Annotated in this window: 19 protein-coding genes; 5 read left to right on the forward strand and 14 right to left on the reverse strand. The window is 67.2% G+C overall.

Going from position 1 to position 16,866, the window contains the following annotated elements:
* Positions 1-128 precede the first annotated feature (128 nt).
* Positions 129-395, reverse strand: a complete 267-nt coding sequence (locus ACWKSV_RS13805; RefSeq protein ID WP_056438666.1) for a hypothetical protein — start codon at positions 393-395, stop codon at positions 129-131.
* 196 nt (positions 396-591) lie between these two features.
* Entirely contained in the window at positions 592-1,980 is a 1,389-nt protein-coding gene (locus ACWKSV_RS13810) for a DEAD/DEAH box helicase (protein ID WP_076717806.1), read from the reverse strand.
* A gap of 274 nt (positions 1,981-2,254) precedes the next feature.
* Between ACWKSV_RS13810 and ACWKSV_RS13815 the strand changes: the two genes are divergently transcribed.
* On the forward strand, positions 2,255-3,256 hold the full coding sequence (locus ACWKSV_RS13815) for a fumarylacetoacetate hydrolase family protein (protein ID WP_076714407.1): 1,002 nt from the start codon (positions 2,255-2,257) through the stop codon (positions 3,254-3,256).
* 168 nt (positions 3,257-3,424) lie between these two features.
* Here the strand turns inward: ACWKSV_RS13815 and ACWKSV_RS13820 are convergent, their stop codons facing one another.
* A complete protein-coding gene (locus ACWKSV_RS13820; protein ID WP_058746286.1) occupies positions 3,425-3,715 on the reverse strand; it encodes a 4a-hydroxytetrahydrobiopterin dehydratase in 291 nt (96 codons plus the stop codon).
* 57 nt (positions 3,716-3,772) lie between these two features.
* Between ACWKSV_RS13820 and ACWKSV_RS13825 the strand changes: the two genes are divergently transcribed.
* The 4 genes from ACWKSV_RS13825 to ACWKSV_RS13840 are packed head-to-tail and all read left to right on the forward strand — an operon-like array spanning position 3,773 to position 6,147.
* Positions 3,773-4,180, forward strand: a complete 408-nt coding sequence (locus ACWKSV_RS13825) for a metallopeptidase family protein (protein WP_076714410.1) — start codon at positions 3,773-3,775, stop codon at positions 4,178-4,180.
* Entirely contained in the window at positions 4,177-4,767 is a 591-nt protein-coding gene (ccmA, locus tag ACWKSV_RS13830; RefSeq protein WP_076714412.1) for a heme ABC exporter ATP-binding protein CcmA, read from the forward strand. Before ACWKSV_RS13825 ends, ccmA begins: the two co-directional genes overlap by 4 nt.
* A gap of 8 nt (positions 4,768-4,775) precedes the next feature.
* On the forward strand, positions 4,776-5,414 hold the full coding sequence (locus tag ACWKSV_RS13835; protein WP_076714414.1) for a heme exporter protein CcmB: 639 nt from the start codon (positions 4,776-4,778) through the stop codon (positions 5,412-5,414).
* Between the two features lie 4 nt (positions 5,415-5,418).
* Complete coding sequence (locus tag ACWKSV_RS13840; RefSeq protein WP_076714416.1) at positions 5,419-6,147, forward strand: methyltransferase; 729 nt, start codon at positions 5,419-5,421, stop codon at positions 6,145-6,147.
* A gap of 100 nt (positions 6,148-6,247) precedes the next feature.
* Here ACWKSV_RS13840 and ACWKSV_RS13845 read toward each other — a convergent pair whose 3' ends face one another.
* The 11 genes from ACWKSV_RS13845 to ACWKSV_RS13895 all read right to left on the reverse strand — a co-directional run bounded on the left by ACWKSV_RS13845 (position 6,248) and on the right by ACWKSV_RS13895 (position 16,682).
* Positions 6,248-7,117: a class I SAM-dependent methyltransferase gene (locus ACWKSV_RS13845; protein ID WP_076714418.1), complete on the reverse strand. Its 870-nt coding sequence runs from the start codon at positions 7,115-7,117 to the stop codon at positions 6,248-6,250.
* A 9-nt stretch (positions 7,118-7,126) separates the two neighbouring features.
* Positions 7,127-8,515: a threonine synthase gene (gene thrC, locus ACWKSV_RS13850; protein WP_076714420.1), complete on the reverse strand. Its 1,389-nt coding sequence runs from the start codon at positions 8,513-8,515 to the stop codon at positions 7,127-7,129.
* Between the two features lie 13 nt (positions 8,516-8,528).
* Entirely contained in the window at positions 8,529-9,149 is a 621-nt protein-coding gene (locus tag ACWKSV_RS13855) for an SURF1 family cytochrome oxidase biogenesis protein (RefSeq protein WP_076714422.1), read from the reverse strand.
* Positions 9,146-9,571, reverse strand: coding sequence for a DUF983 domain-containing protein (locus ACWKSV_RS13860; RefSeq protein WP_443025840.1), 426 nt, complete (start codon positions 9,569-9,571; stop codon positions 9,146-9,148). The genes ACWKSV_RS13855 and ACWKSV_RS13860 overlap by 4 nt, the downstream gene beginning before the upstream one ends.
* On the reverse strand, positions 9,561-10,472 hold the full coding sequence (locus ACWKSV_RS13865; protein WP_076714426.1) for a cytochrome c oxidase subunit 3: 912 nt from the start codon (positions 10,470-10,472) through the stop codon (positions 9,561-9,563). The genes ACWKSV_RS13860 and ACWKSV_RS13865 overlap by 11 nt, the downstream gene beginning before the upstream one ends.
* Positions 10,473-10,509: 37 nt before the next feature.
* Positions 10,510-11,049 carry a cytochrome c oxidase assembly protein gene (locus tag ACWKSV_RS13870; RefSeq protein ID WP_076714428.1) on the reverse strand — a complete coding sequence of 180 codons (540 nt, stop codon included), beginning with the start codon at positions 11,047-11,049 and terminating at the stop codon, positions 10,510-10,512.
* The gene (locus ACWKSV_RS13875; RefSeq protein ID WP_257575300.1) at positions 11,049-11,183 is read right to left on the reverse strand and encodes a cytochrome c oxidase system small membrane protein; all 135 of its coding nucleotides are present in this window, start codon (positions 11,181-11,183) and stop codon (positions 11,049-11,051) included. The genes ACWKSV_RS13870 and ACWKSV_RS13875 overlap by 1 nt, the downstream gene beginning before the upstream one ends.
* The gene (locus tag ACWKSV_RS13880) at positions 11,180-12,079 is read right to left on the reverse strand and encodes a heme o synthase (RefSeq protein ID WP_076714430.1); all 900 of its coding nucleotides are present in this window, start codon (positions 12,077-12,079) and stop codon (positions 11,180-11,182) included. Before ACWKSV_RS13880 ends, ACWKSV_RS13875 begins: the two co-directional genes overlap by 4 nt.
* A gap of 225 nt (positions 12,080-12,304) precedes the next feature.
* Entirely contained in the window at positions 12,305-13,366 is a 1,062-nt protein-coding gene (locus ACWKSV_RS13885; protein WP_191864835.1) for an NAD(P)-dependent alcohol dehydrogenase, read from the reverse strand.
* A gap of 161 nt (positions 13,367-13,527) precedes the next feature.
* A complete protein-coding gene (locus ACWKSV_RS13890; RefSeq protein WP_335695361.1) occupies positions 13,528-14,910 on the reverse strand; it encodes a DUF1501 domain-containing protein in 1,383 nt (460 codons plus the stop codon).
* Positions 14,911-14,915: 5 nt separating this feature from the next.
* Positions 14,916-16,682, reverse strand: a complete 1,767-nt coding sequence (locus ACWKSV_RS13895) for a DUF1800 domain-containing protein (protein WP_076714436.1) — start codon at positions 16,680-16,682, stop codon at positions 14,916-14,918.
* Positions 16,683-16,866 lie beyond the last annotated feature (184 nt).

Raw genomic sequence — 16,866 nt, forward strand, 5'->3', positions numbered from 1 at the left:
AGTGGTGGAGGGGCAGGGGCCGTCGCTTCCGTCTTAGGTGATGGAGCAGGCCGCATGGCCTTGCCCCACCACCACCGGGCTGGCGCCCGGCGGTCCCCCTCCCCATCGGAGATGGGGAGGACTATGGGCTAGAGCGTGACCTTGGGCGGCTTGGCGGCCTCGACCGCGACCAGCACCATCTTTTCCCAGATCGCCGGATCGCCCGCATCGGCCATCGCCTGATCGGGTTCGCGCAGTGTGCGCAGCACGGCCAGTGCATCGGCCATATGATCGCGCCACTGCGCGTCGACCAGCTTGGCGGCGGATTCGGAGTCGCCCTTGGCATTGGCGCTCAACCGCTGACCGCACAGCACGCGTGCGATGCGTTCGGCGGCGGGGGTGTGGGCAATATCCATGGCAACCTCTCCTGATGCGCGGGATCGTTACGCGTTCAACGCGGGAGAGGGGAGAATGGTGCCAGCATCTGCGGCTGGGCACGCCCCTCCCGTAAACGGGAGGGGATGGGGAGGGTAAGCCGCAGGCGTTGGTCTCGGTGAGACCCCTTGCCCTCCCCAAACCCCTCCCGCTTGCGGGAGGGGCTTAAGAAGGGGTTTAGCCCTGCGCGCCGCGACCGGCACCGCCGCCGCCGGGGCGACCCTGGCCGCCACGACCGCGACCGCCGCCCGGACCACCGGCACCACCACCGCCGCCGCGACGACGCGGCTGGCGGCCCTGCGGCGCCCGCGAGTCGGTCGCACGCGGATGATGCGTGGCGCGCGGGCGGGCCGGGTCACGCGGACGGTCGACGCGCGGCGCGGGGTCGGCGCCGATCGCCTTCACGCGCTGCGACTTGATCGTCTCGGCGCGCTTCACGAAGTCGGCGGGAAGCGGCACGACGGTGATCTTCTGCCGCGTCAGCTTCTCGATATCCTTCAGATATGGACGCTCATCCTCGGCGCAGAAGGCGATGGCCATGCCCGAACGACCGGCGCGCGCGGTGCGGCCGATGCGGTGGACATATTGTTCCGCGACGTTGGGCAGCTCGAAATTGAAGACGTGGCTGACGCCCGGAATGTCGATGCCGCGCGCGGCGATGTCGGTCGCCACCAGCACGCGGGTCTGGCCTGAGCGGAACTCTCCCAGCGCACGCTCGCGCTGGCCCTGACTCTTGTTGCCGTGGATCGCATTGGCGGCGATGCCGTTGCCTGCCAGCAGCTTCACGACGCGGTCGGCGCCATGCTTGGTGCGGGTGAAGACCAGCGCCAGCTCGATCGCGGGATCGGCGAGCAGGATGGTCAGCAGCGCCTGCTTTTCCTGTTGCGTGACGAAGGTCACCGACTGGTCGACGCGCTCGGCGGTGGTCGACACCGGGGTCACGGTGACGGTCGCCGGATTGTCGAGGAACTTGTCGGCCAGGTCGCGGATCGCGGCGGGCATGGTGGCCGAGAAGAACAGGGTCTGACGCTTGCGCGGGATCATCTTCACGATGCGGCGCAGCGCGTGGATGAAGCCCAGGTCGAGCATCTGGTCGGCTTCGTCGAGCACCAGGATCTCGATCATCGACAGGTTCAGGAAGCCCTGCTCGACGAGGTCGATCAGGCGGCCCGGCGTGGCGACCAGGATGTCGACGCCGCGCGACAGGTCCTGGCGGTTCTTGTTCAGGCTGGTCCCGCCGAAGACGGTCGCGACCGCCAGCTTGGAAAACTTGGCATAGCCCTTGGCATTTTCGGCGATCTGGCTGGCCAGTTCGCGCGTCGGCGCAAGGACGAGCATCCGGCAATGGGTCGGCAGGACGCGCTTGTTCGCCTCGACCAGACGCTGGATCGAGGGGAGGACGAAGGCCGCCGTCTTGCCGGTGCCGGTCTGCGCGATGCCGAGCAGGTCGCGGCCTTCCAGCAGCGTCGGGATCGAGTCGCGCTGAATGGGCGTGGGTTCGGAATAGCCCTTGGCTTCGAGCGCACGGACGAGCGGCTCGGCGAGGCCGAGTTCGGAAAAGGACATGGAATTACTTTCGATCATGGCGCGCGAGTCACGACAGGCCGCAAGCGCGGGCCGGGGTTGATGACACCCCGCGTGACAAGGGAAGCCTGAAGACAGGGTCGGGGCGGAGCCGGGACCAGATGGTCCGTTCACGCTGCGAGTGGACGCCTCGACGGGCGGGCATGTGCGCTGGCCATTGCCAAAAGTCAAGTTTCGGGCAGGATCGCCACCGCAATGCGTGACAAGCGCGGACGGATGGTTACATCTGATACCAGTTAGCGAAGAGGAGTCCTGCATGAAACTCGCCAGTCTGAAGAACGGTCGTGACGGCAAGCTGGTCGTCGTGTCGAGCGACCTCGCCTGGTATGCGGATGCGGGGCATATCGTGCCGACGCTTCAGGCCGCGCTCGACGATTGGGAGACGCATGCGCCCGCGCTCGCCAATCTGGCGATCGACCTGGATCATGAGGCGATCCCGCGTGCGCGCTTCCACGAGCATGACGCCGCCTCGCCCTTACCGCGCGCCTATCAATGGGCGGACGGATCGGCCTATGTGAATCACGTCGCGCTCGTCCGCCAGGCGCGCGGGGCGGAACTGCCCGAGAGCTTCTGGCATGACCCGCTAATGTATCAGGGCGGCTCGGACGGGTTTCTGGGGCCGCGCGATGCCATTCCGCTGGCCGATGAAAGCTGGGGCTGCGACCTGGAGGGCGAGGTCGTCGTCGTCACCGGCGACGTGGCCCTAGGCGCAAGCCGCGAAGAGGCGCTGGCGGCGATCCGGCTGGTCGGGCTGACCAACGACGTGTCGTTGCGCGGGCTGATCCCCGGCGAGCTGGCCAAGGGCTTCGGCTTCTTCCAGTCCAAGCCCGCCTCAGCCTTCTCTCCCGTCTTCGTGACGCCGGAGTCGCTGGGCGACTGGTGGCAGGACGGCAAGCTGCACCGCGTGCTGAAGGTTGACCTGAACGGCCAGCCCTTCGGTCGGGCGGATGCGGGGCAGGACATGACCTTCGATTTCGGCACGTTGGTCGCCCATGCCGCCAAGACCCGCGCGCTGGGGGCGGGGACGATCATCGGGTCGGGCACCGTATCCAACCGCGATTCGGACGGCGGCCCGGGCAAGCCGGTGGCGGAGGGCGGCGTCGGCTATAGCTGCCTGGCCGAGCTGCGCATGATCGAGACGATCCGCGGCGGCGAGGCGGTGACGCCGTTCCTGAAGAAGGGCGACACGGTGCGCATCTGGATGGAGGACGACCGCCACCATCCGATCTTCGGCGCGATCGAACAGACGGTCGGCTGAACCTAAATCCTCCCCAAGCACAGCTTGGGGAGGGGGACCATCGCGCAAGCGATGGTGGAGGGGCAGGGCCGCGCCATCACCGATCACCGAAGGCGTCCGGCATCGCCCCTCCACCACGGCCTTCGGCCGCGGTCCCCCTCCCCATCGGAGATGGGGAGGATTGAGGGGTTACTCCACCAAAGCGTCGATCGCCTCGGCCATGTCGATGTCGCGCGCCGACAGCCCCCCTGCGTCATGGGTGGTCAGCACGATATCGACCCGGTTCCAGACATTGGACCATTCGGGATGATGATCCGCCTTTTCCGCCAGAAGGGCGACGCGGGTCATGAAGCCGAACGCCTCGTTGAAGTCGGCAAACACGAAACGGCGGCTGATCGCATCACGCGATTCGTCCCAGTCCCATTCGGTCAGGCCGTCCAGCGCCTCGTCCCGGTCCAGCTCGCTCAGCCGTTCCACCATGATCGTCCCCTTGGCGTATCTTGTTCTTTTGACCGGCACAGCGGTAAGACGGCGGCCATGGGCGGGCAAGACGCGATTGGTGAAGCACCGGGTCCCGAGGTGATCGAGCGGATCGCGCGGGATATGATCGCGCGCCTGCCCGCCGCATTCGCCGCGCATCTGGGCGATGTCGTCCTGATCGTCGAGGAATTCGCCGATGACGAGACGCTGGCCGCGCTGGGCCTCGACCATCCGCTGGACCTGACCGGCCTGTATCATGGGCGGCCGGTGGGCGAGAAAAGCAGCATGGATTCAGGGGCGCTGCCCGACCGCATCCATCTGTATCGTCGCGCGATCCTGGACGAATGGGTCGAGACGGGCGTGCGCCTCGACGATCTGGTCGCGCATGTGACGATCCATGAGATCGGCCATCATTTCGGCCTGTCCGACGACGACATGCACGCGCTGGAAGACGCCGTGACGTGATCCTGGAGTTGCATCAGGTTGCCTGCGCACGCGGCGGGCGGCTGCTCTTCACGCAACTGTCGCTGGCCTTGGGCGCGGGCGAGGCGGTGGTCGTCACTGGCCCCAACGGCATCGGCAAGTCGAGCCTGCTGCGTCTCGCCGCCGGATTGATCGCGCCGTTCGAGGGGCGTGTCACCCGGTCGGGGCGGATCGCCCTGGCGACCGAGGATCTCGCGCTCGATACGGAGCGGCGGCTGGGGGAGGCGCTGTCCTTCTGGGCGCGGCTCGACGGGCTGGCGGCGGCGGATCGGCGGGTTGCCGCGGCGCTCGATACGGTCGGGCTGGGCAAGCTCGCCGATGTGCCGGTGCGTCTGCTCTCGACCGGGCAGCGGCGGCGTGCGGGGCTGGCACGGGTACTGGCGGCGCAGGCCCCGCTCTGGCTGCTCGACGAGCCGGGCAATGGGCTGGACGTCGCGGGTGTCGCGATGCTGGAGCGGGCCATCGCGGATCACCGTGCGGGGGGCGGCGCGGTGCTGCTGACCACGCACCAGCCGCTGGCGTTGACGGACGCGCGGACACTCGCGCTGGACGGGTACGCCCCGGCATGACCACGGCCATGACCCTTGTGGCGACCCTGATCGCGCGCGACGTGCGGCGCGGCTATGCCGGGGGCGGGGCGGGGCTGGTGTGTGGCTTCTTCCTGCTGGCGGTGGTGTTGTTCCCCTTTGCGATCGGGCCGGACCGGGCGGTGCTGATGCGTGTCGGCGCGGGGGCGATCTGGGTCGCGGCGCTGCTGGCCGCGCTGCTGCCGGTCGAGCGGCTGGTCGCGCCCGATGTCGAATCGGGGTGGTTCGACCAGATTCGCGTCCTCGGCCTGTCACTGCCGCTGGTGATGGCGCTGCGCATCGTCGCCCACTGGCTGGCCTTTGCGCCGCCGCTGATGCTGGCGGCGCTGGTCGCGGCCGGGCTGTTCGGACTGGAGACGGCGGCGCTGGTGCGGGTCGAGGCGGGGTTGCTGCTCGGCACGCCCGGGCTGGCGGCGCTGGCCGTGGCGACGGGGGCGCTGACCGCCGGATTGCGCGGCGCGGGCGGGCTGGCCGGGCTGCTCCTGCTGCCGCTTGCGCTGCCGCTGCTGATCTTCGGCGCGGGGAGCGGTGACATGGGTGCGCCGAAGCTGCTGGCGGCGGTGTCGCTGATGCTGGTGGCGGGCGCGCCGTGGATCGCGGCGGCGGCGATCCGATCGGTGCGTGATTGAGGTGATGGCCGAATCGAAAGCGATCGCGCGGGCCTTCGACGCGGCCTCGGCTTATGACGCGCATGCGGTGGTGCAGCGGCAGGTCGCCGACTGGCTGGCCGAACGGATCGTCGCGATGGCACCACCCGCCCCGCGCGTGCTGGAAGTGGGGTGCGGGACCGGCTTTCTGACGGCTGCGACCTTGCCGCGATTGGTGAATCCCGACTGGCTGATGACCGACATCGCGCCCGCCATGCTGGCGCGGGGCCTTGCCAAGCATCCGGGTGTGCGCGGCCGAGTGATGGACGGCGAGTATCCCGATCTGCCGGGCGAGGCGCCGTTCGACCTGATCGTCAGCAGCCTGGCGGTGCAATGGTTCGGCGATCTGGAGGCGGGCTTGCGGCGGCTGGCCGGGTTGCTGGCGCCGGGCGGGCGGATGCTGGTGACGACGCTGGTCGAAGGGACCTTCGCAGCGTGGCATGAGGCGCACCGGGCGGAGGGTCATGAGGCGGGGAGTCCGGTCTATCCCCCGGTCGAGGCGCTGGGCTGGCCGGTCGAGACCCGGCGGTTCGAGCAGCGGCATCGATCGGCGGCGGACTTCATGCGCGCGCTCCGGGCGATCGGGGCGGGGACACCGCGTGAGGGACACCGCCCCATTCCGCCGGGCGCGATGCGGCGGATCGCGCGGCGGTTCGAGGCGGGCGGGGCGGTGGCGGCCTATGAGGTCGCGTTGATTGAGGTCGCTGCCCCGTAACCCCCCGCCCCGTTCATGCTGAGCGAAGTCGAAGCACACGCCCCGCCGCTATGATCTGGCGCGGCCTTCGACTTCGCTCAGGCTGAACGGAGGTTTTTGCTTATCGGCTCCACCGCGCCCAGATGGCGGTGGGCAGGGTCAGGCCGCGGGCTTCCTCGCGCACGCCGAGTTCGCCGCATTCCACCTTGCCGGGAAGATCGGCCATCACCTGGCGCATCATCTCGCCGATCGCCATCGCCGACATGCGCACCGCATAAACGGTCAGGAACAGGAAGCGCGAATCGGCGTCCAGCAGCTGGCGGCAATTGGCGATCAGGCCGGGCAGGTCCTCTTCCAACCGCCAGACCTCGCCCTCCGGCCCGCGTCCGTACTTCGGCGGGTCGAGCAGGATGCCGTCATAGCGCCGGGCGCGCCGCACCTCGCGCGCGACGAACTTGGCGGCGTCGTCGATGATCCAGCGGACCGGCGCATCGCCCAGACCCGACAGCATCGCATTGCCGCGTGCCGCCTCGACCGATTTCTTCGAGGCGTCGACATGGACCATCTTGGCGCCCGCGCTCGCCATCGCCAGCGTGCCGACGCCGGTATAGCCGAACAGGTTCATGCATTCGGGCTCGGCCATCCCGTCGACCTGCTCGCGCATCCAGCTCCACACCGGCGCCATGTCGGGGAAGAAGCCCAGATGGCGGAACGGCGTGTTCTGCGCGGTGAAGCGAACCTCGTTCCACTTGAGCGGCCAGCCGTCGCGCGGGACCGGTTCGTTGAAGTTCCAGCGGCCGCCGCCATCCTCGTCCGATCCGGGCACGAACTCGGCCGCCGCGCGCCAGTCGGTGGTCGCGGGGGCCCACATCGCCTGCGGTTCGGGGCGGATGAAGCGGAACCGGCCATAGCGTTCCAGCTTGCGGCCATGGCCGGAGTCGACGAGCCCGTAATCCGCCCAGGGCTCGCCGATCATCGTTTCGAGTTTCATGGGAGTGCGTTAGCGCAAACCATGCCCGTCGATAAAGGCCGTCACCGCGTTGAAGGTGGCGGGCAGGGTGGTATAGCGTTCCTCGCGCTCGAACAGGTCGCCGACGCGGCGGGGCAGCGCGGGGCGGCTGCCGGTCGCGCGCTCGACCGCATCGGTGAACTTGGCCGGGTGCGCGGTGGCCAGCGTCACCACCGGCACGTCCAGCCCGCTCTTGCGCGCGGCGGACAGGGCGATGCCGGTATGCGGGTCGAGAATCTGCCCGGCCTCGTCCGCCGCCCAGCGCATCGCGCGGCTCATGTCATCGGCGTCCACGCGCGCGCTGGTGAAGAGCGGGGCGATATTCTGGCTCTGCGCATTGGTCAGCCGCATCGCGCCCGTACCCTCAAAGCCCTTCATCTGCGCGGCCAGCGCGGCGCCGTCGCGGCCATTGGCGTCGAACAGCAGCCGCTCGAAATTCGAGCTGACCTGGATGTCCATCGAAGGGGTGGCGGTCGCCTGGACCTGCCCCTTGGAATAGTCGCCCGACGATAGCGCGCGGTGGAGGATGTCGTTGACGTTGGTCGCGACGATCAGCCGCTCGATCGGCAGGCCCATGCGCGCGGCCACATAACCGGCAAACACGTCGCCGAAATTGCCCGTCGGCACCGAGAAGGCGATGCGCTTGCCCGGCGCGCCCAGCCGGACGGCGGTGTAGAAATAATAGACGACCTGCGCCATCAACCGCGCCCAGTTGATCGAATTGACCGCCGACAGGGTGTGGCGGTCGGCAAAGGCGCGGTCGTTGAACATGGCCTTCACCAGCGCCTGGGCGTCGTCGAAATTGCCCTCGATCGCGATGTTGTGGACGTTGGGGGCGAGCACCGTCGTCATCTGGCGGCGCTGGATCTCGGTCACGCGGCCTGCCGGGTGCAGCATGAAGATGTCGATATTGGCGCGCCCCGCGACCGCATCGATCGCGGCCGATCCGGTGTCGCCGCTGGTCGCGCCGACGATGGTCAGGCGGGTGTCGGTGCCGCGCAGGAACCGCTCGAACAGCAGGCCCAGCATCTGGAGCGCGACGTCCTTGAACGCCAGCGTGGGGCCGTGGAACAGCTCCAGCAGCCACTGGTCATGGTCGAGCTGGACCAAGGGCGTGACGGCCGCGTGCGAGAAACGACCATAGGCGGCGTCGCACAGGCCCTGGAGTTCCTCTGCGGTCAGGCTGTCGCCGATGAACGGCGCCATGATCTTTGCGGCGGTCTGCGCATAGGACAGGCCCGCCAGCCCCTCGATGTCTTGCGGAGACAGGGTCGGCCAGGTCTCGGGCACGTAGAGCCCGCCATCGCTGGCGAGACCGGCCAGGGTCGCACCCCGGAAATCGAGGACGGGGGCGGAGCCACGGGTACTGTGATAGCGCATGATGCGCTGCGGCTTAACGGGGTGCGTTGCGTACCACAACCATTCGATTGCGCCGGGCGACCGCCAAAACATAGATAATTGCGGCGATGGCGGCAAACAGGAACCATTGCAGCGCATAGGCGAGATGGTTGTTGGGTATCCCGTCGATCCCCGGGCGGGGGTTCGCGTCGAGGCCGGGGGCGGGGGTGTCGGCGACCAGCAGCATGTCCTGCGGCCGATGGTCGAAGGCCGACTGGAGCAACGACCGGCTGTCGGGCGCATGGGAGACATAGCCGCTCACACGACCGCCCGGCCAATGGCTCACCGCGCGCGGATCATGGGTCGTGCCCAGTTGCACCTGCAGCGATCCCTGCGGCACCGAACAGGTGGCGATCAGGCGAAATCCCGCCGCCCCGGCGCCTGCGCGGCGGATGGCGAGCGGCGGGCGGCAATCGGCGACCGTGCGGCGGAAGAGCAGGCTGTCGTCCGGGAACAGCGGAAAGGCGATGACGGGGCGCGCCGGATTGGCGGCGAGCTGCGCCAGATAGGCTTCCTTTTTCGGCAGCCGGTCCAGCAACTGCCACAGGCCCAGCGCGATCATTGCCGCGACCGCCAGACCGACGATCAGCGTGGGCAGGACGGGCAGGCGCTTCATGATTCCCCGTCTCGGGCGTCTTCGTCGTCTTCGGGGCGAACCACGGCCCCCTCACGCGCCTCGTTGCGATATTCGGCCGCCATCAGCGCACCCTTGGCGATGCGCAAGCTATAGACCACGCCGATCGCGGTCAGCGGCAGCCAGATCGCCATTTGCAGCCACAGCGGCGGATGCAGGGTCAGCTCGACGGTGATGGCCGCAATGGTGATGATCGTGCCCAAGATCAGCGTCAGGAACGCGGCGGGGCCGTCGCCGACATTGAACCGGGTGAAGTCCAGCCCGCACGCGGCGCATGCATCGGCAAAGGTCGTCACCTTCGTCGAGAAGACCGGCCCTGCAAACAAATGGGGCTGGCCGCAACGCGGACACAGCCCCTGAAATGCCGCCTGCGCGATGGTCGGAGGCGTAAACTCAGCCACTATGAACCGGCGCGCCCCAACCACCCCAGACATAGATGGTGACGAACAGGAACAGCCACACCACGTCGACGAAATGCCAGTACCAGGCCGCCGCCTCGAACCCGAAATGCTGGCGGGGCGTGAAGTCGCCGCGATAGGCGCGGATCAGGCAGACGATCAGGAAGATGGTGCCGACGATGACGTGGAAACCATGGAAGCCGGTCGCCATGAAGAAGGCCGCGCCATAGTTGATGCCCTTGAACGGGAAGGGCGCGTGCATGTATTCATAGGCCTGGATCGCGCTGAAGATCAGGCCCAGGATCACGGTCAGCCACAGGCCCTTGAGCACGCCGTCGCGGTCGCCCACGCCCAGCGCACCCCACAGGCCGCGCTTCTCGCCACCGCGCTGGTCGTGGATCAGCGCATGATGCGCCCAGGTGACGGTGGTGCCGCTGGTCAGCAGGATCAGCGTGTTGAGAAGCGGCAGCTTGAAGGCATCGATCACCTCCAGCCCCTTGGGCGGCCAGGTCGCGGCGATGGCGGCGGCGCCCTCGGTCGCGCGCTCGACCTGTCCGTCGACGAAGCTCATCGCGGTCGGGAACAGCGCGAAGTCGAAAAAGGCCCAGAACCAGCCGACGAAGAACATCACTTCCGATGCGATGAATAGGATCATGCCGTATCGGAAATGCAGCTGCACGACGGGGGTATGGTCGCCATGATGCGCCTCGCGCACCACGTCCGCCCACCAGCTGCCCATGCAGAACAGCACCGCCGCCAGGCCCGCCAGGAACGCCCAGCCGCCGCCCTGCACGCTGTGCATCCACATGATCGCGCCGGAGGCCATCAGCAGCGCCGACATCGAACTGGCCAGCGGCCAGGGGCTCGGCGGCAGGATATGATAGTCGTGGTTCTTCGCGCCAGCCATGATCCCGTCCCTATGTTTTTGCTATTTTGGGGACAGGCTAACCCGCTTTCTTCGCCGAATCCACCGGGTAAAATGTGTAGGACAGGGTGATGGTCTCGATGTCGCGCGCGTCGGGATCGTTCAGGATCTTCGGGTCGATGAAGAAGATGACCGGCATCCGCGCCGTCTCACCGGGTTTCAGCGTCTGCTGGGTGAAGCAGAAGCATTGGATCTTGGTGAAATAGCGCCCCGCCTGATCGGGGGTGACGTTGAACGTCGCGGTGCCGGTGACCGGCACTTTCGCATTGTTGGTGGCGGTGAAGAACACCATGTCGCGCGCGCCGATATCGACGGTCTCGTGCGGGTTCTCGGGCTTGAAGGTCCAGGCGAGGCGCGAGGAGACGTTGGCGTCGAAATTGACGGTGATCTGGCGGTGGACGCTGCCGGGGGCCTGACTGCCCCGCTGGGTCGTGCCCTGATAACCCGTCACCTGGCAGAACATGCGGTAGAGCGGCACGCTGGCAAAGGCGAGGCCGGTCATGAACACCACGCCGAAGATCGCCAGCGCAACCGTCCGACCCTGGCGCGTCAGTCGCATCAGTGCATGCCCGACCGGATTTTCGACAGGGTGATGAAGAAGATCAGCACCACCAGAAAGCCGAGCAGCAGGGCCATGGCGGTGGCGCGGGCGCGCTGCTTGGCGCGAATCCGATTCGAATCGTCAGGCGTCATGCCCAACGATCCACCACCAGCGCGCCAAAGAGAAGGAAAAGATAGAGAATCGAATATTTGAACAGCCGCTTCTCGGGCTTCATCGAATCCTCGGGCCCGGTATGGCGGAAGGCGACGATCGCGGCATAGGCGGCGAACAGCGCGGTTCCGGCGGTCGCGATCACGCCATAGATCGATCCCGTCAGCCCCAGCGGCCAGGGCGCGACGGCGGCGATCGCCATCGGAATGGTGTAGAGGCCGATCTGCGCGCGCGTCACCCGCTCGCCCGCCACCACGGGCAGCATCGGCACGCCCGCATTGGCGTAATCGGTCTTCACGAAGAGGGCCAGCGCCCAGAAATGCGGCGGCGTCCACAGGAAGACCAGGCTGAACAGCAGGAAGGGGAGGAGCGCGACTTCGCCCGTCGCGGCGGCCCAGCCGATCAACGGCGGAAACGCGCCCGCCGCCCCGCCGATGACGATATTCTGCGGCGTCCGCCGTTTCAGCCAGACGGTGTAGACCAGCACATAGAACAGGATCGAGACGGTCAGGATTCCGGCGGCGACATAATTGACCGCCAGCCCCATCAGCAGAACCGAGAAACAGGCAAGCCCCACGCCGAAGTGCAACGCCGATTCGCGGGTCATGCGCCCGGCGGGCAGCGGCCGCTTGGCGGTGCGCTTCATCAGCGCGTCGAGGTCCGCCTCATACCATTGGTTCAGCGCCCCCGCCGCGCCCGCGCCCAGCGCGATGCACAATATGGCGGTGAAGCCGATGACCGGATCGACGCCGACAGGGGCCGCCAGCATCCCGCACAGGCCGGTGAACACCACCAGCGTCATCACCCGCGGCTTGGTCAGGGCCAGGAAGTCGCGCCAGTCGGCGGGAACGAAGACGGAGGAGGGAATGCTGGACATGGGAGCCCCGCATATAGGGCTTGGGGGGAAGGGGGGCAATCGAAGCGGGTGTCTTGGAACGGATACTACCGCTCGCCAAACGCGCACCCCCTCCCGCAAGCGGAAGGGGGATGGGGGGAGGGCAGGGAGTCTCACCGAGACCGACGCCCGTGGCGTTCCCTCCCCCATCCCCTCCCGTTTACGGGAGGGGCGTGCCAAGCATTGAGGGAAGGGCCTAAACCAGACTCAACCCTTCAACGTCGCCATGTCGATGACGAAGCGATACTTCACATCGCTCTTCTGCATCCGGTCATAGGCGGTGTTGACCTCGTCCATCGCGATCATCTCGATGTCGGCGGTCAGGCCATGCTGATGACAGAAATCGAGCATCTCCTGCGTCTCGGCGATGCCGCCGATCAGCGAGCCCGCCAGCGAACGGCGGCGGAAGACGAGGTTGCCGACCGAGGGCGAGGGGTGCGGCGAATCGGGCACGCCGACCAGCGTCATCGTGCCGTCGCGCTTCAGCAGCATCAGGAACGCGTCGAGGATGTGCGGCGCGGCCACCGTGTTCAGGATGAAGTCGAAGCTGTTGGCATGTTCCGCCATCTGCGCCTCGTCCTTCGACACGATCAGGCCCTTGGCGCCCAGCCGCTTGGCATCCTCGGCCTTGTTGGGCGAGGTCGAGAAGACATAGACCTCGGCCCCCATGGCGGCGGCGATCTTCACGCCCATATGACCAAGGCCGCCCAGACCGACGATGCCGACCTTCTGGCCCGGCCCGACCTTCCAGTGGCGCAGCGGCGAATAGGTGGTTATGCCCGCGCAGAGCAGCGGCGCGACGGCGGCCAGATCGGCCTCGTCATGGTTGATCTTCAGGACGAAGCCTTGCTTGACCACGATATGGTCGGAATAGCCGCCAAAGGTATGGCCGCCCAGCACGGAATCGGGGCCGTTATAGGTGCCGACGAAGCCGGTCGTCTCGCAATATTGTTCTTCGCCGTCATGGCAGGACGGGCAGTGGCCGCAGCTGTCGACCATGCAGCCGACGCCGACCAGATCGCCCACCTTGTACTGGGTCACGTCGCCGCCGACGGCGGTCACGCGGCCGACGATCTCATGTCCCGGCACGCACGGATATTGGGTGCCCGCCCATTCGCCGCGCGCGGTGTGCAGGTCGGAATGGCAGACGCCGCAATAGAGGATGTCGATCGCGACATCGTCGCCCTGCGGGTCGCGACGCTCGAAGGAAAAGGGGGCGAGCGGGGTTTCGGCCGACTGGGCGGCATAACCCTTGGCGGGAGTGGGCATGGAAGCTCCTCTGGAATCTGTATCGCGACCGGACGGGCGCGGCCGCCCATATGGGGGCCGCGCGGTCCGGTGCCAGACGATCCAAGGGTTAAGTTTTCCGATTGGCGATGATCGGAGAATTGCCTCAAATCAATATGTTATATTGTCACAAGGCGCTCGGCCTATCCCATGAACCCCTGATTCCAGGTCGAGGAGTCATAGTTGCCGATATTGGGCAGCACGGTGCGCAAGCCGCCCGAATCGATCCCGAACCAGCTGGCCAGGGTCGCGGCATATTGGTCGACCGACATGGTGGGGATCAGGCGGCCCTGACCGACATCGTCATTGGTGTTGGTGCCGACGATCGGCGCTTTGCCATAGAAACGCTGCCCTTTCACCGCGCCGCCGACGATGAAGTGCATGCCGCCCCAGCCATGGTCCGACCCGTCGTCGTTCGACTGGAGCGTGCGGCCGAAGTCCGATGCGGTAAAGCTGGTCACCTGGTTGGCGACCCCCATCGCGGCGGTGGTGTCGTAAAAGGCCTTCATCGCCGAGGATATCTTGGCGAGCAGCCCCGGATGCTGCGCGACCAGATTGTCGTGCAGGTCGAACCCGCCCATCGACACGAAGAACACCTGCCGCTTCAGCCCCAGCGTCTGGTTCACCGCGATCATCCGCGCGACCATCTTCAGCTGGTCGGCGAGCGTGTTGTTCGAGGGGAAGAGCGGGAAATTGGTGGTGGGCGCCCCGGCCAGCGCGCTGCTCAACTGGGCCTGGATGTCGAGCGACCGCTTGCTGATCCGTGCATGTTCGTTGGCCATCGCAAGGCCGGTCTCGGTCGTCATCAGCGCGCGCAGCGTGTCGAGGGCGGTCGACGATCCGTACAGCGTGCGGCTGCTGTTCAGCAGGGCGATCGGGCCGCCGGTGCCGACCGAATATTGGATGGCGTTGCGCCCGGTCAGGTACACCGCATTGCCGCTGGTGTTGATGCAGGTCAGCGCGGCATTGCCGTTGCCGTTCTGGAACACGTCGCCGATCCGCCCGCCCCAGCCGCTGCCCGCACCCTCCGGGCTGGACGCCTGGAAGAAGCTCTGCTGATCATTGTGGCTGAACAGCTTGGGCGGCAGTTGCACGGTGCGGCGCTGATACTGGCTCTTGGTCGTCGGTTCGACCAGCGTGCCGACGTTCAGCGCGACCGCCATCTTTCCGGCGGCGAACAACTGGCTCATCTCCGGCATGCTCGGCGACAGCGCATAGGCGCGGCCATCGGGCAGGGCGACCGTCGGGTTCAGCACGGTCCCCCCCAGCACGTCGCGCTGATAGCCGATATTGGCGCGCGCCGCGCGATAGGCGGCAAAGCTGCCCTCATCATACGGGACCAACGTGTTGGCATAGTCGTTGCCGCCATAGAGGAACACGCACACCAGCGCCTTATAGTCGGACGCGGTGGCCGCCGCCGCCTCGCCGATCGCGGCCAGGCTGGAGACGAAGGGGGTGGCAGTCCCGGCCAGGCCGAGCAGCGCGCTGCGCTTCAGGAAGGCGCGTCTGGACTGATCTTGCATCATGCTCATCACCGCAGGGTCAGGTAATCGGGGGAGGCCATCGTCAGCAGGATCGCGATGCCGACGCGGTTGATCGGGCCATTGGCGGCGGTGGCGGACACGCTGTCTACCGCCGCGCGGATCGAGGCCAGGGTGGTGGCGGACAATTGCCCGGCGGCGAGGACCAGATTGACTTCGTCGAGCAGCGCCTTGCTGTCGGCGGCCAGCGTCAGGATGTCGGTGTAATCGGCCTTCACGTCGCCGATGCCGTTGGCGATCAGGCCGTACATGAAGTTCACATAACCGACGACGCTCTGTTCGTTGGTGATCTGGAATTCGGGCGCGACCAGGCCGCTGCTCGCCAGATTGGTGCCGGGCGGGGTATAGCCCGGACGATAGAAGTTGAAGACCGAGGGGCTGTGTCCCTTGGCCTGGCCCAGCCGGTTCGCCGGATTGGTCGTGTCGCCGATCAGCCAGGCGTTGGAGGGCGAGGTCGCCTTGAACGCCCGTGCCCAGCCGGTCAGGCGCAGCACGGGTTCGCGCAGCTTGCCCGCGGTGGCGGCGGTCGGCACGTTGCGCGCCTCGCTGTCGAGCAGGATGGCGCGGATCACCGCCTTCATGTCGCCGCGCACGCCCTGGCCGTTATCGGCGAACTTGGTGGCGACGCGGGTGACATAGCCGGGCGAGGGGTTGCTGGTCACCAGCCGCTGGATCAGCTGTTTCGCAATGAAGGGCGGCACATTGGGATGGGCGAAGATCGTATCCAGCGCGGCCGAGATCGCGGCCATGCCGCCGCCGCTGACCGTGGTGCCCAGAAAGGTCGAGGCGCCGGTCTCGTTGAGCGAGGCGTTCATCACCAAAGGCTGGCGCAGGCGGGCGGGGGTGTTGCTGTCGGTGCTGGTCGGGACCAGCCCGGTGAAGACGCGCGCCAGCCCGGTCACATCGGCCTGGCCATAGGTGTCGATCGTCTGGCCGCCGTTCAGCTTGGGCGTGCCGTCCATGTTCAACTGGCTGACGCCCAGGGTGAACAGCTGCATCAGCTCGCGTGCGTAATTCTCGTCGGGCTGGGTGCCGGTGGTTGGGTTGGCCTTGCGATTGTAGAGATAGGTCAGGAAATTGCCCATCGCATAGCTGGTCGTCACTGCGCCCAGCAGATCGCGGTAATTGCCGAAGGCGTTGTCGAGCAGAAGATCGACATAGGCCCCCATCGCATAGGCGCGCCATGTATCGCTGGACTGGTCGATGCCGACCACCAGGATGTCGAGCAGCGCCATGCCGACCCGCTGGCGCAACTGGTCGGGCTCGACGATCATCTGCCGCCACATGGACGGGTCGAAGCCGTTGATCGAATTCATCTTGGCCGAGTCGAAGCCGTTCGCGGTCAGCCAGTCCCAGTGGCTGGTGGCACGGGGCAGGGCGAACTGGTCGGTCAGCCAGCCGTCATAACCGCGCGAGACGACGGCATCGATGGTGCTGCGGGTCGCGCCCATCGACGCCTGCGCCAGGAAGCGGCTGGCCTCGGTGGCGGTGGGTGGCGCGGTGACGACGACGATGGGGGTGGAGCTGGATGTATCGGTCGGCGTACCGGCATTGCCCGCGGGTGTGGCGCTCGTCGTGCCCCCGCCCGTGCCACCGCCGCCGCCGCACGCGGCCAGCGCGACCAGCGGCAACAGCGCGCTGCTTTTTCCCGCCCGCGCCAGGACGCCGTCCGTGCCGCCCGGTATCGCAGGCGCGACTGTCCCCTCGGTGGCGGTGGCCGCCATCGGCGACGCGTCCCGCTCGTCCCACCCCGTCATATGTCGAAATCCCGCTAGGCCCGCCTGTCTGCGGACCCGCCGAAAATGCCGCGAAGTTGGATAACAAACCGTGAAATGGTTCCGCGCTTCGTCGCATATCGCGATGAGCCGAGCCCATTGCATGTCATTGCGAAACCGCAATGAAAAAGGCCCCGGAGCAAAGCTCCGAGGCCCTTTCGGGATG

Source organism: Sphingomonas sp. SphC10, assembly GCF_057004845.1.

Bases quoted from the DNA above. Each gene is read 5' to 3' on its own strand.
- ACWKSV_RS13815 (WP_076714407.1), top strand. From the start codon at position 2,255: ATGAAACTCGCCAGTCTGAAGAACGGTCGTGACGGCAAGCTGGTCGTC.
- ACWKSV_RS13810 (WP_076717806.1), bottom strand. From the start codon at position 1,980: ATGTCCTTTTCCGAACTCGGCCTCGCCGAGCCGCTCGTCCGTGCGCTC.
- ACWKSV_RS13805 (WP_056438666.1), bottom strand. From the start codon at position 395: ATGGATATTGCCCACACCCCCGCCGCCGAACGCATCGCACGCGTGCTG.
- ACWKSV_RS13855 (WP_076714422.1), bottom strand. From the start codon at position 9,149: ATGAAGCGCCTGCCCGTCCTGCCCACGCTGATCGTCGGTCTGGCGGTC.
- ACWKSV_RS13890 (WP_335695361.1), bottom strand. From the start codon at position 14,910: ATGATGCAAGATCAGTCCAGACGCGCCTTCCTGAAGCGCAGCGCGCTG.
- ACWKSV_RS13845 (WP_076714418.1), bottom strand. From the start codon at position 7,117: ATGAAACTCGAAACGATGATCGGCGAGCCCTGGGCGGATTACGGGCTC.
- ACWKSV_RS13820 (WP_058746286.1), bottom strand. From the start codon at position 3,715: ATGGTGGAACGGCTGAGCGAGCTGGACCGGGACGAGGCGCTGGACGGC.
- ACWKSV_RS13870 (WP_076714428.1), bottom strand. From the start codon at position 11,049: ATGCGACTGACGCGCCAGGGTCGGACGGTTGCGCTGGCGATCTTCGGC.
- ACWKSV_RS13825 (WP_076714410.1), top strand. From the start codon at position 3,773: ATGGGCGGGCAAGACGCGATTGGTGAAGCACCGGGTCCCGAGGTGATC.
- ACWKSV_RS13880 (WP_076714430.1), bottom strand. From the start codon at position 12,079: ATGTCCAGCATTCCCTCCTCCGTCTTCGTTCCCGCCGACTGGCGCGAC.
- ACWKSV_RS13835 (WP_076714414.1), top strand. From the start codon at position 4,776: ATGACCCTTGTGGCGACCCTGATCGCGCGCGACGTGCGGCGCGGCTAT.
- thrC (WP_076714420.1), bottom strand. From the start codon at position 8,515: ATGCGCTATCACAGTACCCGTGGCTCCGCCCCCGTCCTCGATTTCCGG.
- ACWKSV_RS13875 (WP_257575300.1), bottom strand. From the start codon at position 11,183: ATGACGCCTGACGATTCGAATCGGATTCGCGCCAAGCAGCGCGCCCGC.
- ACWKSV_RS13840 (WP_076714416.1), top strand. From the start codon at position 5,419: ATGGCCGAATCGAAAGCGATCGCGCGGGCCTTCGACGCGGCCTCGGCT.
- ACWKSV_RS13865 (WP_076714426.1), bottom strand. From the start codon at position 10,472: ATGGCTGGCGCGAAGAACCACGACTATCATATCCTGCCGCCGAGCCCC.
- ACWKSV_RS13885 (WP_191864835.1), bottom strand. From the start codon at position 13,366: ATGCCCACTCCCGCCAAGGGTTATGCCGCCCAGTCGGCCGAAACCCCG.
- ACWKSV_RS13895 (WP_076714436.1), bottom strand. From the start codon at position 16,682: ATGACGGGGTGGGACGAGCGGGACGCGTCGCCGATGGCGGCCACCGCC.